Raw genomic sequence first — 13,854 nt, 5'->3', positions numbered from 1 at the left:
CGCCGGCGCCCGTGCCGGCCGACCCGGGGCTGGCCGACCTCGCCCCGGACCGGCGGCTGCGCCGGCTGGAACTGACCGTCACCCGGCGGCTCGACGGCCTGCTGCACGGCCGGTACCGCGGCCTGCTCCCCGGGCCGGGCAGCGAGCCGGCAGGCAGCCGGGAGTACCGCCCCGGTGAGGACGAGGTGCGCCGGATGGACTGGGCGGTGACCGCCCGGACCACAGTCCCGCACGTCCGCGAGGTCGACGCCGACCGGGAGCTGACCACCTGGCTGCTGGTGGACGCGAGCCCCAGCATGGAGTACGGCACCGCCGAGCTGGACAAACGCGAACTGGCCGTGGCGGCCGTGGCGGCGGTCGGCTTCCTCACCGCCGGGGTCGGCAACCGGCTCGGCGCGCAGGTGCTCGGCCCGGCCGGGCTGCGTCGCTTTCCGCCCCGCAGCGGGCGTACCCACCTGCTCGGGCTGCTCCGGGCCCTGCTGACCGCGCCGCGCGCCAGCGCGTACGACGAGCGCCGCCCGCCGCCCGGCGGCCCCGACCTGGCCGACGGGCTGGCCGCCCTGCACCGGGTGGCGCTGCGGCGCGGCCTCGTGGTGGTGGTCTCGGACTTCCTCGACGGCCTGCCCGACGACCCCTGGCACGCGCCGGCCTGGGAGGCGCCCCTGCGCCGGCTCGCCGTGCGGCACCAGGTGCTCGCCGTGCAGGTCACCGACCCGCGCGAACTGGAACTGCCGGACGTCGGCCTGATCACCCTGGTCGACCCGGAGACCGGCCGGACGCGGGAGGTGTGGACCGGCGACCCCCGCCTGCGCGAGCGGTACGCGGTCGCCGCCACCGCCCAGCGCGACCAGGTGGGCCAGGCGCTGCGCCGCAGCGGGGCGACCCACCTGCCGCTGCGCACCGACCGCGACTGGAGCGCGGACATCGTGCGCCACGTGCACGCCCAGCGGCGGCTCGCGGCGGCCCCGGCCGGCGCGGCCCGGGGAGGTGCGGCGTGATCTGGCAGTCGCCCGTCCGGCTCTGGCTGCTGCTCGGGGTGCTCGCCCTGGCCGTCGGCTACCTGCTGGCGCAGCGCCGGCGCAGCCGGTACGCCGTCCGCTTCACCAACCTGCGGCTGCTCGACCGGGTCGCGCCGCAGCGGCCGACCTGGCGGCGGCACCTGCCGGCCGGGCTCTTCCTCGCCATGCTGGCGCTGCTGGTGGTCGGCTTCGCCCGGCCGACGGCGGAGGTGCGGGTCCCCCGCGAGCGGGCGACGGTGATGGTGGCCGTGGACGTCTCGACCTCGATGCTCGCCGGCGACGTGGAACCCGACCGGCTCAGCGCCGCCAAGGAGTCCGCCCGGCGCTTCGTCGACAGCCTGCCCGACGAGTTCAACGTCGGGTTGGTCGCCTTCGCGGGCAGCGCGGCGGTGCTGGTGCCGCCGAGCACCGACCGGGAGGCGCTGCACGAGGGGGTCGAGCGGCTGGTCGAGGGGGCCACCGGGGTGCAGGGCACGGCCATCGGCGAGGCCATCAGCACCTCGCTCGGCGCGGTGAAGGGCTTCGACAGCCAGGCGGCCAAGGACCCGCCGCCGGCCCGGATCATCCTGCTCTCCGACGGCGCGAACACCTCCGGCATGGACCCGATGGAGGCGGCGGCCGACGCGGTGACCATGAAGGTGCCGGTGCACACCATCTCGTTCGGCACCCCCGGCGGCACCGTGGACCGGGGCGGCCGGCCGATCCAGGTGCCGGTGGACGGGCAGACCCTGCGCGCGGTCGCCGAGGAGACCGGGGGCGGGTTCCACGAGGCCCACACCAGCGACGAACTGCGCGCCGTCTACGACGACATCGGCACCTCGGTGGGCTACCGCACCGAACGGCAGGACGTCTCGGCCCGCTTCATCGGCCTGGGACTGGTGTTCGCGATGGGCGCCGCGGCCGGCTCGATGCGCTGGTTCTCCCGGCTGCCCTGACCCGTACGGCCACCGCCGAGAAGAACACGTGAGGAGCGTACGCATGGCAGTGCAGACCGGGTTGGGCGAGCCGCGCGGCCCCTGGTTCATCTCGCCGGAGCTGGACCCGGACGGGCGGTCCCGGTGGGACGGGCCCGGGTCGGACCGTCGCCCGGCCGGGTGGCGCCGGCACGGGCGGCTGCTGGCCGCGCTGGCGGTGGTGGCCCTGTCCACCGCCTCCGGCGCGGTCGCCGGCGGCGTGGTGGCCAGCCGGGACGGCGCGCCCGGCCCGGCGGCGGCCTCGGCGGCCCCGGTCCCGGCGGAGCTGGTGACCGCGGCCGAGAAGACCGTGCCGGGGGTCGTCTCGGTGCTCGTGGGGGGCGGCGCCGGGGCCTCGGCGACCGGCTCCGGCTTCGCCGTCGACGACCAGCAGCACATCATCACCAACGACCACATCCTGGCGAAGGGGGGTGGCGGCTCGGTGACGGTGGAGCTGCCGGACGGGCGGCGGTTCGCCGCCGAGGTGGTCGGCCGGGAGCCGCGCAGCGACCTGGCGGTGCTTCGGGTGCCCCCGTCGGCCGGCCTGGCGGCGCTGCCGCTGGCCAAGCCGGGGTCGACCCGGGTCGGCGAGCCGGTGCTGGCGGTCGGCTCGCCGCTGGGCCTCGCCGGCACCGTCACCGCCGGCATCGTGAGCGCCCTGGACCGGGAGGTGCGCCTCGGCGACAACCGGCACACCGCGGTGCAGACCGACGCCTCCATCAACCCGGGCAACTCGGGCGGCCCGCTGGTCAACGCGCGCGGCGAGGTGGTGGGGGTGAACACCGCGATCGCCACCATCGACGGCAACGGCTCCATCGGGATCGGCTTCGCCATCCCCATCGAACAGGTGCAGAAGACCGCCGACACGATCATCGGAAAGGGCGGCTGAGCTGCCCTCATGCCCGCCGAGACCGCGTGGGAACGTGAGAACTGTCGGATACCCGGCGCGGAATGATCGGACAATGGAAATATTACGCTGAGTGTGGATACTGGCGTGGGTGGAGCGTCCTGTCATCGTGGCCCTCCTGCTGGTGGGCCTGATCATCGGAACCGGTGTCGGGTCGGCGTACGCCCGGGCGCGACGCGGGTGGGCCGACTACCAGACCGTCAAGAAGACCGTGCCCGGTGCCCGGCGCACCGCGTGGCTGCTGATCAAGGTGGTCACCACGAAGATCGGGGTGATCGCCCTGCTGCTCGTCGGGGCGGTCGCGTACGCCGCCGTCGACTCCGACGCCGAGCCCGCGCCACCCGGCCCGACCCCGAGCCCGTCCGCCACCCCGAGCATCCGGCCGGGGCGTTAGCCTCGGGGTGTGGACGACGGACTGCGGGTGACCGACCGGTGGGTCGTCCCCGCCGCTGAGCTGCGGGAACGCTTCTCCCGCTCGTCCGGCCCCGGCGGCCAGGGCGTCAACACCACCGACTCCCGGGTCGAGCTGAGCTACGACCTGGGCGCCTCGCCCGGGGTGCCCGAACCGCTGCGGGCGCGGGCGCTGGACCGGCTCGCCGGGCGGCTCGTCGACGGCGTGCTGACGGTCACCGCGAGTGAACACCGGGCGCAGTTGGCCAACCGGGAGGCGGCCCGGGAACGGCTGGCCGCGCTGCTGCGCGAGGCGGCGGCCCCGCCACCCCCGCCCCGGCGGCCGACCCGGCCCTCGCGCGGCGCCAAGGAGCGCCGGCTGGCCGAGAAGAAGCGCCAGTCGCAGCGCAAGCGCGACCGCCGCGTCGACGGCGACTGACGGGCGACCGCGGCGGCCGACGGGCAGGGGCGGCCGACGGGCCGGCGGGCCGCTACCGGAGGATCTACGCCGGCAGGGCGTCGACCGGCGGATCTACGCCGGCAGGGCGTCGAGCAGTCGGGCTCGCAGCACGGCGGCCCGGTCGGCGAACCCCCGCTGCGCGGCGGCGTACTCGGCCCGCCCTTCCGGGGTCTCCACCCGCACCGGCGGGTAGCCCAGGTCGGACAGGTCGTACGGGGAGGCGCGCATGTCCAGGGTGCGGATTTCCCTGGCCAGCTCGAAGCAGTCCGCGACGAGTTCGGCGGGCACGAGTGGCGACAGCTTGTACGCCCACTTGTAGAGGTCCATGTTGGCGTGCAGGCAGCCCGGCTGCTCGTGGGCGTGCTGCGTCTCCCGCGTCGGGGTGAGCAGGTTCAACGGCCGGGCCGGCGCGGTGAAGAACCGGTACGCGTCGAAGTGGCTGCACCGCACCCCGCGCTCCTCCACCACGGCTGCGGTCCGCTCCGGACTCAGCCGCAGCGGCCAGGCGTTGTGGCGTACCTCCGCCTGGGTCTGCCGGTAGACCATGGCCCACTCGTGCATCCCGAAACAGCCGAGGTGCGCCGGCCGGCCGGCGGTCGCCACCAGCAGCGCCCGGATCCACTCGACCGACTCGGCGCGCCGCGCGCGTACCCCCTCGGTGTCGAGGGTGACCCCGGCGGCGGTGGCGCGGTAGTCCCGGCCGAACTCGGCCGGGTCCGCGTCGCGCAGCGCCACTCCGGCCCCCGGGTGCCACCGGCGCAGCTGGGCCGGGCGGTGCGAGTAGTAGGTGAAGAGGAAGTCCTCCACCGGGTGCTTCCCGCCCCGGCGGCGGCGTGCCAGATGCGGGGCGAGCCAGGCGTCGACCCGCTCCTCGTGCGCCCGGCGCCGGGCCCGCCAGCGCGCCGCGTCGAGCACGGCGGTCGGGGCGAGGGCGGCGGTCACGGAGCCAAGGGTACGACCGCCGCCCCGCCGCCGGTCAGGGCACGTCCACCCGGACCCCGGCGGAGAACACCCCGCTGCGCAGCTCCAACTGCTGCGGCGGCGCCTGCCCGTCGACCGTGAAGACCAGCGGCAGCACCGTCCGGCTGCCGCCCGCCAGCGGCTGGGCGAAGACGTCCCGGCCCTGGTTGGCGGCCCGGGTGGCCTGCTCGTCGGTGCTGACGAAGTTGCCGTCCGGCAGGTACGCCCGTTGCAGGCGGCCGTGCCAGCTCTGCTTCTCCGGGGTGAGGTTGCGCACCCCGACCGTGGCCTGGCACTGCCGCGCGCCGCGGCCCGGCTCGCACGCGACCCGGAAGACGGTGAACTCGAACGCCGACTCGCGCAGCGGCTCGCCGATCGCGCCGTTGGTGCCCCGGCCGATCCACGCGCCGCTGGTCGGCTGGCTGTCGGTGTCGATGGCCGCGACCTCCCGGGTGGCCGTCCAGGCGGCGGTGCCCACCGTGCCGGCCAGCACCGCGGCGGCCACCGGCACGATCAGCCAGCCGGACGGCGTGCGGCGGGTCTGCGCCGGCCGGGGCGTGGCGGGCCGCGGGTAGACGGTCCCCCGCCCGCCGGCCGAGAGGGCCGCGGCGACGGGCCGGCGGCGCCGCCGCCACGTCCAGATCCCGCCGAGCGCGAGCACCGCCACCGTGGCCAGCCCGGCCAGCAGCACGGGCGTCCGACGCCACACCGGCGTCTCCCGGGTCTCCTTCGCCGCCGCCGGCGCGGCCGCGTTCCAGGTCGCCGTCGCGCAGTCGTACGGCCGGCTGCCGTCGCGGGCGAAGGCGCAGGCCGGCGCGGTCAGCGGCCGGTCCGGGGCGGCGGTGGTCAGCGTCGTGCCCAGGGTGGTGGTGCTCCGGGCCGGCAGCTTGAGCTGCCAGGTCACCGCGGTGGCCGACTGGCCGGCGGTGCGGGTGGCCCGGCCGCCGGTGGTGATGGCGGTCGCCGAGGCGCCGGGCGGCAGCTCCTGGCGCACGGTGGTGTCCAGCGGCGTGTTGCCGGCGTTGCGGACCTGGATCCGGTAGCGCGGCGCCGGCGTGCTCTCCGGCGCCACCGCCACCGTGACCGGCGGCTTCGGCAGCGGCGGGGCGGCCCGGGTCGGGGTGGGCACCGCCGGTGGCACCGACGGCATCGCCGGCGCCGGGGTCGGCGCGGCCGCCGCCGGTGGTGGCTGCGCGGCCGCCGCGGGTGGTGCCGCCGTGGGCAGTGCCGGCACGGCGGCGAGGATGCCGAGGCAGTGGACGAACACTGCGAGGGCCCTGTGGTGTCGTGTCGATGCAGGCATACGAACGAACCTCCGGAGCCGACGCTAGGGGCGGGGCGACGCCGGGCGGGTACGAAGTCGCGAAGTCCGCCCCGGGACGCGGGACGTGGCGTAGGGTGCGCGGCCGGGCGGCGCGCCCGGGGTTGCGCGGGCCGGGTCGGTGCCAGGGTGCGACTGCCGGACGGCGCGCCTACGGTGCCGCGGGCCGGGCGGGGCGACGCCGCGCTGCCGTCCGCCGGCCGGGATCCGCCTGGACGGGGCGTGGCCTGGGCCGGGGTGCGAGTCGTCCGGGACTAGATTGGCCTGGTGCGTATCGCTCGTTTTGCTCATGCCAAGGGAATGTCGTTCGGGGTCGTCGAGGGCGAGCCGGAGGCGGGCCCGCAGGGCCTGACCGTCGCCGAGATCGAGGGCCACCCGTTCGGCCAGATCCAGTTCTCCGGCGCCCGCTGGGCGCTCTCCGACGTCCGGCTGCTCTCGCCGATCCTGCCCAGCAAGGTCGTCTGCGTCGGGCGCAACTACGCCGAGCACGCCGCCGAACACGGCACCGAGGTGCCGAAGGAGCCGCTGCTGTTCCTCAAGCCGTCCACGTCGGTGATCGGGCCCCGCGACGCGATCCGGCTGCCGATCTTCTCCAAGCAGGTCGAGCACGAGGCGGAGTTGGCGGTGGTGATCGGCGCGCCGGGCGCCCGGCGCGCCGACCGGGCCGCCGCGGAGCGGGCCATCTTCGGCTACACCTGCGCCAACGACGTCACGGCCCGGGATCTCCAGCGCTCCGACGGCCAGTGGACCCGCGCCAAGGGCTTCGACTCGTTCTGCCCGATCGGGCCGTGGATCACGACCGGGCTCGACGTGCGGGACCTGGAGGTCCGGTGTGAGGTGGGTCGCAATCCCGAGGAGATGGAGGTCCGCCAGCTCGGCCGTACGCGGGACATGGTCTTCGACGTGCCGGCCCTGGTGTCGTACGTCTCGCACGTGATGACGCTGCTCCCCGGCGACGTGGTGCTCACGGGCACGCCGGCGGGGGTTAGCCCGCTCACGGACGGGGATACGGTCACCGTGCGGATCGAGGGGATCGGGGAGCTGACCAATCCGGTGGTGCCCGTCGCCTGATCCGGGTCGAGGCCCGGTTTTCGCAGCTCAGAGGCGGTTCCGGGGGCTCGATTTGGCCTGTCGGCACCGGGAGGGTAAAGTTTGTTCCCGGCGCCGCAAGGGGCCAATGGGGTATGGGGTAATTGGCAGCCCGACTGATTCTGGTTCAGTTAGTCTAGGTTCGAGTCCTGGTACCCCAGCGCAGCCGAGGTTCGAGAGAGCCTCGGGCGCTGGATCTCGGTGGAGAGCAGCTCCGGTTCCCGTCAGGGGGTCGGAGGTTCTCTCTGATAGAGTCCAACAGCGCCGCTCGGGAGAGCGGTGTGGCAAGGAAGTTCTGGCCCCGTCGTCTAGCGGCCCAGGACGCCGCCCTCTCAAGGCGGTAGCGCCGGTTCGAATCCGGTCGGGGCTACAGCATGATCGGCCCGTCTCGCTCTGGTGAGGCGGGCCGTTTCGCATTCCCAGCCCGGTCCGGTGCCACCCGCCCGGCCTCCTGTGGTGCCGGCTCCCTGCGGCGGTCGCGGGTGCCGGTTCCCTGCGACGATCCCGTGCCGGCGCCTGGCGTCACGGAGGCCCGCGCGCCCGCCCGACCCGGTGCCGGCTCCCTCAGGGGACGCCGCTAGACTACAGCGGCACCGCTCGCGGAGGCGGTGGAAGCAGGGAAAGTCTTGGCCCCGTCGTCTAGCGGCCCAGGACGCCGCCCTCTCAAGGCGGTAGCGCCGGTTCGAATCCGGTCGGGGCTACAACACGAATGGTCCGCCTCGCTCCGGCGAGGCGGACCATTTCGCTGTTCCAGGCCCCCAGCCGGTCCGGCTCCCGGCCCCGGCCTCCCGCCCCGGCCTCCCGCTCCCGGCTCCCGGCTCCCGGCTCCCGGCCCCGGCCCCTGGCGGCCCGCTCAAGCTCTCGGCACCGCCCGGCTCCCGGCGGCCCGCCCGCCTTCCGGATCCGGCCCCGGAAGGCCGCCGGCGGGGTGGGTCAGAGGCCGGAGAGGCGTTGACCGGCCCGGACGACGGCCATGGCGTGGCGTTCGCCGGGGCGGCGGCCGAGGCGCTCGATCGGGCCGGAGACGCTGATCGCGGCGATGACCCGACCGGTGCGGTCGCGGATCGGCGCTGAGATGCTCGCCACACCGGCCTCCCGCTCGGCGACGCTCTGCGCCCAGCCACGGCGGCGTACCTCGGCGAGGGTGCGGCCGGTGAACTTCGACCGGGGCAGCAGCGGCATCACCGCCTCCGGCGGCTCCCACGCGAGCAGGATCTGGGCCGCCGAGCCGGCCGTCATCGGCAGCACCGAGCCGACCGGCACGGTGTCCCGCAGGCCGCTGGCCCGCTCGGCGGCGGCCACGCAGATCCGCTCGTCGGCGCGGCGCAGGTAGAGCTGCGCGCTCTCGCCGGTGGCGTCGCGCAGGGCGGCCAGCAGCGGCTCCGCCGCCGTCAGGAGCACGTCCGGCGCGGCGTTGGCGAGCTCACCCAGGCGCGGGCCGGGGCGCCAGCGGCCCTGGGTGTCCCGGACGAGCATCCGGTGGATCTCCAGCGCCTGCGCCAGCCGGTGCGCGGTCGCCCGGGGCAGCTTGGTGCGTTCAACGAGTTCGGCCAGGCTGGCGCCGTCGACGCAGGCGGCCAGAATGACCACCGCCTTGTCGAGAACGCCGACACCGCTCATACTGTGTCCCACAAGCCGAAATTTACCTCCCAGAATTTAGGATGTCCAGATGGTGGGAGTCACTACTACCGAGCCGAGGACCCTGGCCGAGAAGGTCTGGGACGCGCACGTCGTACGGTCCGCCGAGGGCGAGCCCGACCTGCTCTTCATCGACCTGCACCTGCTGCACGAGGTGACCAGCCCGCAGGCCTTCGACGGGCTGCGCCTCGCCGGCCGCCGGGTGCGCCGCACCGACCTCACGCTCGCGACAGAGGACCACAACACCCCGACCGGGTACGCCGACCCGTCGTTCCGGGAACGGCGTGGCGACCTGCTCACCATCGCCGACCCCACCTCGCGTACGCAGATCGAGACGCTGCGCCGCAACTGCGCCGAGTTCGGCGTGCGGCTACACCCGCTGGGCGACGCCAACCAGGGCATCGTGCACGTCATCGGCCCGCAGCTCGGCGTCACCCAGCCCGGCATGACCATCGTGTGTGGCGATTCGCACACCGCCACCCACGGCGCGTTCGGGGCGCTCGCGTTCGGCATCGGCACGAGCGAGGTCGAGCACGTGCTGGCCACCCAGACGCTGCCGCAGAGCCGGCCGAAGACCATGGCGGTGAACGTCACGGGGCAGCTCGCCCCCGGGGTCACCGCCAAGGACCTGGTGCTCGCGCTGATCGCCCAGGTCGGCACCGGCGGCGGTCGCGGCCACATCGTCGAGTACCGCGGCGAGGCGATCCGGTCGCTGTCCATGGAGGGGCGGATGACGATCGCCAACATGTCGATCGAGTGGGGCGCCAAGGCCGGCATGATCGCGCCCGACGAGACCACGTTCGCGTACCTGAAGGGGCGGCCGAACGCCCCGCAGGGCGCCGACTGGGACGCGGCGGTCGCCTACTGGCGGAGCCTGCCCACCGACGAGGGCGCGACCTTCGACGCCGAGGTGACCCTCGACGCCGGCGCGGTCACCCCGTTCGTCACCTGGGGCACCAACCCGGGTCAGGGCGCGCCGCTGGGCGCGGCGGTGCCGGACCCGGAGGAGTTCGTCACCGACGCCGAGCGGACCGCCGCGCGCCGCGCCCTGGAGTACATGGACCTGCGCCCCGGCACCCCGCTGCGCGACCTCGCGGTCGACGTGGTCTTCGTCGGCTCCTGCACCAACGGCCGGCTGGAGGACCTCCGGGCCGCCGCCGACGTGCTGCGCGGGCACCGGGTCGCCGACGGGGTGCGGATGCTCGTCGTGCCCGGCTCCGCCGCCGTCCGCGAGGCGGCCGAGGCGGAGGGGCTGGACAAGGTCTTCACGGACGCCGGGGCCGAGTGGCGCTTCGCCGGCTGCTCGATGTGCCTGGGCATGAACCCGGACACGCTCTCCCCGGGCCAGCGCTCCGCGTCCACCTCCAACCGCAACTTCGAGGGCCGCCAGGGCCGGGGCGGACGCACCCACCTGGTCTCCCCGCCGGTCGCCGCCGCCACCGCCGTGGCGGGCCGGCTGGCCGCTCCCGCCGACCTGTAGAAGGGCACACCGCAGATGGAAAGGTTCACCACCCACACCGGCACGGCCGTGCCGCTGCGCCGTTCCAACGTGGACACCGACCAGATCATCCCCGCCGTGTACCTCAAGCGGGTGACCCGGACCGGTTTCGCGGACGGCTTGTTCAGCGCCTGGCGCGAGGACCCCGAATTCGTGCTCAACGATGCGGCGTATTCCGGTTCGTCGATTCTCGTGACCGGTCCGGAGTTCGGCACCGGCTCCTCCCGGGAGCACGCGGTCTGGGCGCTGCGCGACTGGGGCTTCCGTGCCGTGATCTCCCCCCGCTTCGGCGACATCTTCCGGGGCAACGCGCTCAAGGAGGGGTTGCTCCCGGTCGAGTTGGAATTGAAAGCGGTCGAGGAGATCTGGGATCTCGTCGAGGCCGACCCGACCACCCCGGTCACCGTCGACCTGACCGCCCGGCAGGTCCGGGTCGGCGAGGCCACCTGGTCGTTCCCGCTCGACGACTTCAGCCGCTGGCGGCTGCTGGAGGGCTTGGACGACATTGGACTCACCCTCCGGCACGAGGCCGAGATCAGTGCCTTCGAGGCCACCCGGCCGCCGTTCCTGCCCTCGGTCGCATAGCCGTACGCCCGATCCCGCAGCGGTTTCCGCCCCCGCCGGTCTGACCGGTGGGGGCGAATCCGTTACGACACAAGGGCTTTTTTCCACCGAATGTTTGTGTCCCGGCAGCACAGGGCATACCGTGCGCGCAGAATGGCTCGCGTCGAGTCAGTTGCACAATCGGGAGGAAGTCGTGAACAAGGCCGAGCTCATCGAGGCGCTCGCCGTTCGCCTGGGGGACCGGAAGACGGCGACGGCCGCGCTAGACGCGGTCCTCGCTGAGGTCCAGGCGGCGGTCACCAAGGGCGAGAAGGTGGCGATCACCGGATTCGGAGCGTTCGAAAAGCGCGTCCGGGGCGCCCGAACAGCGCGCAACCCGCGGACCGGCGAGGCGGTGAAGGTCAAGAAGACATCCGTCCCGACCTTCCGCCCGGGCGCCGGGTTCAAGGAGATGGTGGCCAGCGGCAAGGTGCCGAAGGCCACGGCGGCGGCGAAGAAGACCACCACGGCCGCCGCCAAGACCACTGGCGCCAAGGCGACGGGTGCCAAGGCGACCGGCGCCAAGGCCACCACGGCCGCGGCGAAGAAGACCACCGCGGCGAAGACCACCGCGGCGAAGAAGACGACCGCGGCCAAGAAGGCCCCGGCGGCGAAGGCGGCCAAGACGACCGCGGCGAAGAAGACCACGACCGCCAAGGCCGCCCCGGCGAAGAAGACCGCCGCGGCGAAGACGACCGCGGCGAAGACGACCGCGGCGAAGAAGACGACCGCAGCCAAGAAGACGACCGCAGCCAAGAAGACGACGGCGGCCAAGAAGGCCCCGGCGAAGAAGGCCCCGGCGAAGAAGGCCGCGGCCAAGCGCTGATGTCCAGCGGTACGAGGGCGTCCACCGGCACGGTGGGCGCCCTCGCCGCGTCCACGCTCCTGTCGACGGGGCGTTGACCAAGGCGGTGCGCCGCACGCAGAATCGCCGCACCCCTTCCGGTCGGCGAAAGGCAGCCCCGTGCGCCACCGCACCACCCTCACCCTCGCCCTGGGCGTCGTGCTGCTGGTCGACGTGCTGCGTGTCTTCCTGCCGGCGGTCATCACCATCTTCGGGCAGGCCGCGTCGACCCCGGCCGAGCTGCTGGGGGCGTTCGCGCTCGGCTGGTTCGTGCTCGCCCTGGCCGCGCCCGCGCTGGTCCGCAGGGTCGGCGCCCGCCCGGTCACGCTCGTCGCCGCCGTCCTGCTGGTCGCCGCCCGGCTCGCCGTCACCGGCCAACCGGGCGGGCGGCTCCAGCTCTGGCTCGCCGCGGCCGGGCTGCTCGCCGGGCTGGTCTGGCTCGCCGGTGTCGCCGCCGCCACCGACCGGCCGGTGCCCGGCCTGGCGCTCGGGCTGGCCCTCGGGGCGATCCTGCACACCGCGCTGGACACGTACCGCCTGGGCTTCCTCGGGAGCTGGCAGTCGTGGCTCGCCGCCGGCCTGGTCGGCGGACTCTTCCTGGCGGGGCAGGCGCGGCCCGCGCCGCCGGCCGGCCCGGGCGGCGTACGGAGCTGGCTGCTGGCCGGCCCGGCGCTGCTGCTCGCCGGCATGGTGGCGCTCTCCCCGGCGGTCGCCCGGACGGCGACGACGTACCAGTTCGGGCTGCTGCGGTCGCATCCCGGCGACGAGGTGGGGGTCGCCACCGTGCCGCTCCTCGGCCCCGCCCCGATCGCCGTGGCGGTCGGCGGATTCCTGCTCGCCGCGCTGGCGTCACCGCGCCAGGGGGCGTGGCGGTGGCTCGCCCCGGCGGCCCTGGTGGCCGGGGCCGTCCTCTTCGCCCTCGAGCGCGGGGAGCTGCTGCTGCCGGCCGTCCTGCTCGCCGCGGTGGGGCTCGGCGGCTGCCTGGCGTCCGCCGGCGCGGCCGAAGAACGGGACACCCCCGCCGCCGGCTCCACCGAGGAGACCGACGCCGCCGGGCTCGCCGTGGTCGACGGCGGCACCGCCGATCCGGGCCGGGCGGCGGGCCGGCGCGCGTACGCGGCGGTCGCCGGGATGCTGCTCTTCGCCGTCGCGGCGGTGCTCTACTACGCGGCGTACGACCTGGGCCACCCCAACGCCGGGGTGCCCGTGGCCGTGGCGGTGCTGGTCGCCGCGGTCGCCCTGGCCGCCCGGCCCGCGGTGGGGCCGGTGCCGTCGCCGCTGCCGCCGGTGCGGACCGCAGCCGCGGCCACCGCGCTGGCGCTGGTCGCCGCGATCGCCAGCGACGAGCTGCTCTCCGCGAGCAACCGAGACGGGCCGCCCGACACGGTGCGGGTGGCGGCGTACAACGTCCGGATGGGGTTCGGGGCGGACGGCCGCTTCGACCCGGACGCGTTGGCGCGGGCCGTCGCCGGGGCCGACGTCGTGGCGCTCAGCGAGGTGGACCGGGGCTGGCTGCTCAACGGCGGCCACGACACGCTCGACCTGCTGGCGGAGCGGCTGGACATGCCGTACGTCTTCGCGCCGGCCGCCGACCCGCTCTGGGGCGACGCCGTGCTGAGCCGCTGGCCCCTGGACGGAGCCCGGACCCGGCCGCTGCCGGCGGTCGGCGCGCCCACCGGCGCGCAGGCCCTCGGGGTCACGGTCGACCTCGGCGACGGCGTCCGCCTCGCGGTGGTCGCCACCCACCTGCAACCGCCGCCCGGCCAGGGCCCGGTGGTCCAGGCCCGCGCGGTCGCCGACTTCGCCCTCCGGTACGCGGCCGGCCGCCCGCTGGTGGTCGCCGGCGACCTGAACACCGAGCCGGGCGATCCGGCGTTCGCCGAGTTCACCCGGGCCGGGCTGGTCGACGCGCTGGCCGCGGCCCGCCCGCTGCCGACCAGCCCGGCGGACGACCCGCGCCAGCAGATCGACCACGTCTTCGTGACGCCCGACCTGGGGGCCGGCGATCCGGTGGCCCCGCCCGGCACGGCCAGCGACCACCTGCCGGTCGCCGTGACCCTGGCCCTGCCACCGGCCTGACCCGCCGCCGGGGCGCGTCGGCCGGGGCGCGGGCGCCCGCACCGCACCGGCTCGGCCGGCCGGTCAGAGGCGGCCGGATGGGGCGGCCGGTCA

The 13,854-nt window shown here is 75.4% G+C and carries 13 protein-coding genes and 3 tRNA genes; 13 read left to right on the top strand and 3 right to left on the bottom strand.

Going from position 1 to position 13,854, the window contains the following annotated elements; translation table 11 throughout:
- Positions 1 to 11: 11 nt before the first annotated feature.
- The 5 genes from ACGF5G_RS25310 (at position 12) to arfB (ending at position 3,708) form a co-directional block, all read left to right on the top strand.
- Complete coding sequence (locus tag ACGF5G_RS25310; RefSeq protein ID WP_393267027.1) at positions 12 to 998, top strand: DUF58 domain-containing protein; 987 nt, start codon at positions 12 to 14, stop codon at positions 996 to 998.
- A complete protein-coding gene (locus ACGF5G_RS25305; RefSeq protein WP_357453523.1) occupies positions 995 to 1,954 on the top strand; it encodes a VWA domain-containing protein in 960 nt (319 codons plus the stop codon). Before ACGF5G_RS25310 ends, ACGF5G_RS25305 begins: the two co-directional genes overlap by 4 nt.
- Before the next feature lie 43 nt (positions 1,955 to 1,997).
- Positions 1,998 to 2,861 carry a S1C family serine protease gene (locus ACGF5G_RS25300; RefSeq protein WP_393266841.1) on the top strand — a complete coding sequence of 288 codons (864 nt, stop codon included), beginning with the start codon at positions 1,998 to 2,000 and terminating at the stop codon, positions 2,859 to 2,861.
- A gap of 109 nt (positions 2,862 to 2,970) precedes the next feature.
- A complete protein-coding gene (locus ACGF5G_RS25295) occupies positions 2,971 to 3,273 on the top strand; it encodes a hypothetical protein (protein WP_393266839.1) in 303 nt (100 codons plus the stop codon).
- A 9-nt stretch (positions 3,274 to 3,282) separates the two neighbouring features.
- Positions 3,283 to 3,708, top strand: a complete 426-nt coding sequence (gene arfB / locus ACGF5G_RS25290; protein WP_357695345.1) for an alternative ribosome rescue aminoacyl-tRNA hydrolase ArfB — start codon at positions 3,283 to 3,285, stop codon at positions 3,706 to 3,708.
- Positions 3,709 to 3,801: 93 nt separating this feature from the next.
- On the opposite strand, the gene ACGF5G_RS25285 is transcribed toward arfB, so the two are convergent.
- Complete coding sequence (locus ACGF5G_RS25285) at positions 3,802 to 4,671, bottom strand: 3-methyladenine DNA glycosylase (RefSeq protein WP_393266836.1); 870 nt, start codon at positions 4,669 to 4,671, stop codon at positions 3,802 to 3,804.
- 34 nt (positions 4,672 to 4,705) lie between these two features.
- Positions 4,706 to 5,992 (bottom strand): hypothetical protein, encoded by a 1,287-nt coding sequence (locus tag ACGF5G_RS25280; protein ID WP_393266833.1) that lies wholly within the window; start codon positions 5,990 to 5,992, stop codon positions 4,706 to 4,708.
- Between the two features lie 285 nt (positions 5,993 to 6,277).
- On the opposite strand from ACGF5G_RS25280, the gene ACGF5G_RS25275 reads away from it, so the two are divergent.
- The 4 genes from ACGF5G_RS25275 to ACGF5G_RS25260 all read left to right on the top strand — a co-directional run bounded on the left by ACGF5G_RS25275 (position 6,278) and on the right by ACGF5G_RS25260 (position 7,800).
- The gene (locus ACGF5G_RS25275) at positions 6,278 to 7,081 is read left to right on the top strand and encodes a fumarylacetoacetate hydrolase family protein (RefSeq protein WP_393266832.1); all 804 of its coding nucleotides are present in this window, start codon (positions 6,278 to 6,280) and stop codon (positions 7,079 to 7,081) included.
- Positions 7,082 to 7,188: 107 nt separating this feature from the next.
- A tRNA-Gln gene (locus ACGF5G_RS25270) sits at positions 7,189 to 7,260 on the top strand.
- A gap of 136 nt (positions 7,261 to 7,396) precedes the next feature.
- Positions 7,397 to 7,469: transfer RNA gene (locus ACGF5G_RS25265), tRNA-Glu, on the top strand.
- A 258-nt stretch (positions 7,470 to 7,727) separates the two neighbouring features.
- Positions 7,728 to 7,800 (top strand) — tRNA-Glu (locus ACGF5G_RS25260).
- A gap of 232 nt (positions 7,801 to 8,032) precedes the next feature.
- Here the strand turns inward: ACGF5G_RS25260 and ACGF5G_RS25255 are convergent.
- On the bottom strand, positions 8,033 to 8,719 hold the full coding sequence (locus tag ACGF5G_RS25255; protein ID WP_350684716.1) for an IclR family transcriptional regulator: 687 nt from the start codon (positions 8,717 to 8,719) through the stop codon (positions 8,033 to 8,035).
- Positions 8,720 to 8,768: 49 nt separating this feature from the next.
- Here ACGF5G_RS25255 and leuC point away from each other — a divergent pair, with 49 nt between their 5' ends.
- The 4 genes from leuC (at position 8,769) to ACGF5G_RS25235 (ending at position 13,761) form a co-directional block, all read left to right on the top strand.
- Positions 8,769 to 10,217, top strand: a complete 1,449-nt coding sequence (gene leuC, locus ACGF5G_RS25250) for a 3-isopropylmalate dehydratase large subunit (protein WP_393266829.1) — start codon at positions 8,769 to 8,771, stop codon at positions 10,215 to 10,217.
- A 15-nt stretch (positions 10,218 to 10,232) separates the two neighbouring features.
- Positions 10,233 to 10,820 (top strand): 3-isopropylmalate dehydratase small subunit, encoded by a 588-nt coding sequence (gene leuD, locus ACGF5G_RS25245; RefSeq protein WP_393266827.1) that lies wholly within the window; start codon positions 10,233 to 10,235, stop codon positions 10,818 to 10,820.
- Positions 10,821 to 10,992: 172 nt separating this feature from the next.
- Positions 10,993 to 11,664: an HU family DNA-binding protein gene (locus tag ACGF5G_RS25240; RefSeq protein ID WP_393266824.1), complete on the top strand. Its 672-nt coding sequence runs from the start codon at positions 10,993 to 10,995 to the stop codon at positions 11,662 to 11,664.
- Between the two features lie 138 nt (positions 11,665 to 11,802).
- On the top strand, positions 11,803 to 13,761 hold the full coding sequence (locus tag ACGF5G_RS25235; RefSeq protein WP_393266822.1) for an endonuclease/exonuclease/phosphatase family protein: 1,959 nt from the start codon (positions 11,803 to 11,805) through the stop codon (positions 13,759 to 13,761).
- Positions 13,762 to 13,854: the final 93 nt, after the last annotated feature.

Origin of the sequence: Micromonospora sp. NPDC047730, assembly GCF_043204765.1 — a bacterium.
GTDB lineage: Bacteria > Actinomycetota > Actinomycetes > Mycobacteriales > Micromonosporaceae > Micromonospora.
This window is presented reverse-complemented; position numbering and strand designations above follow the sequence as displayed.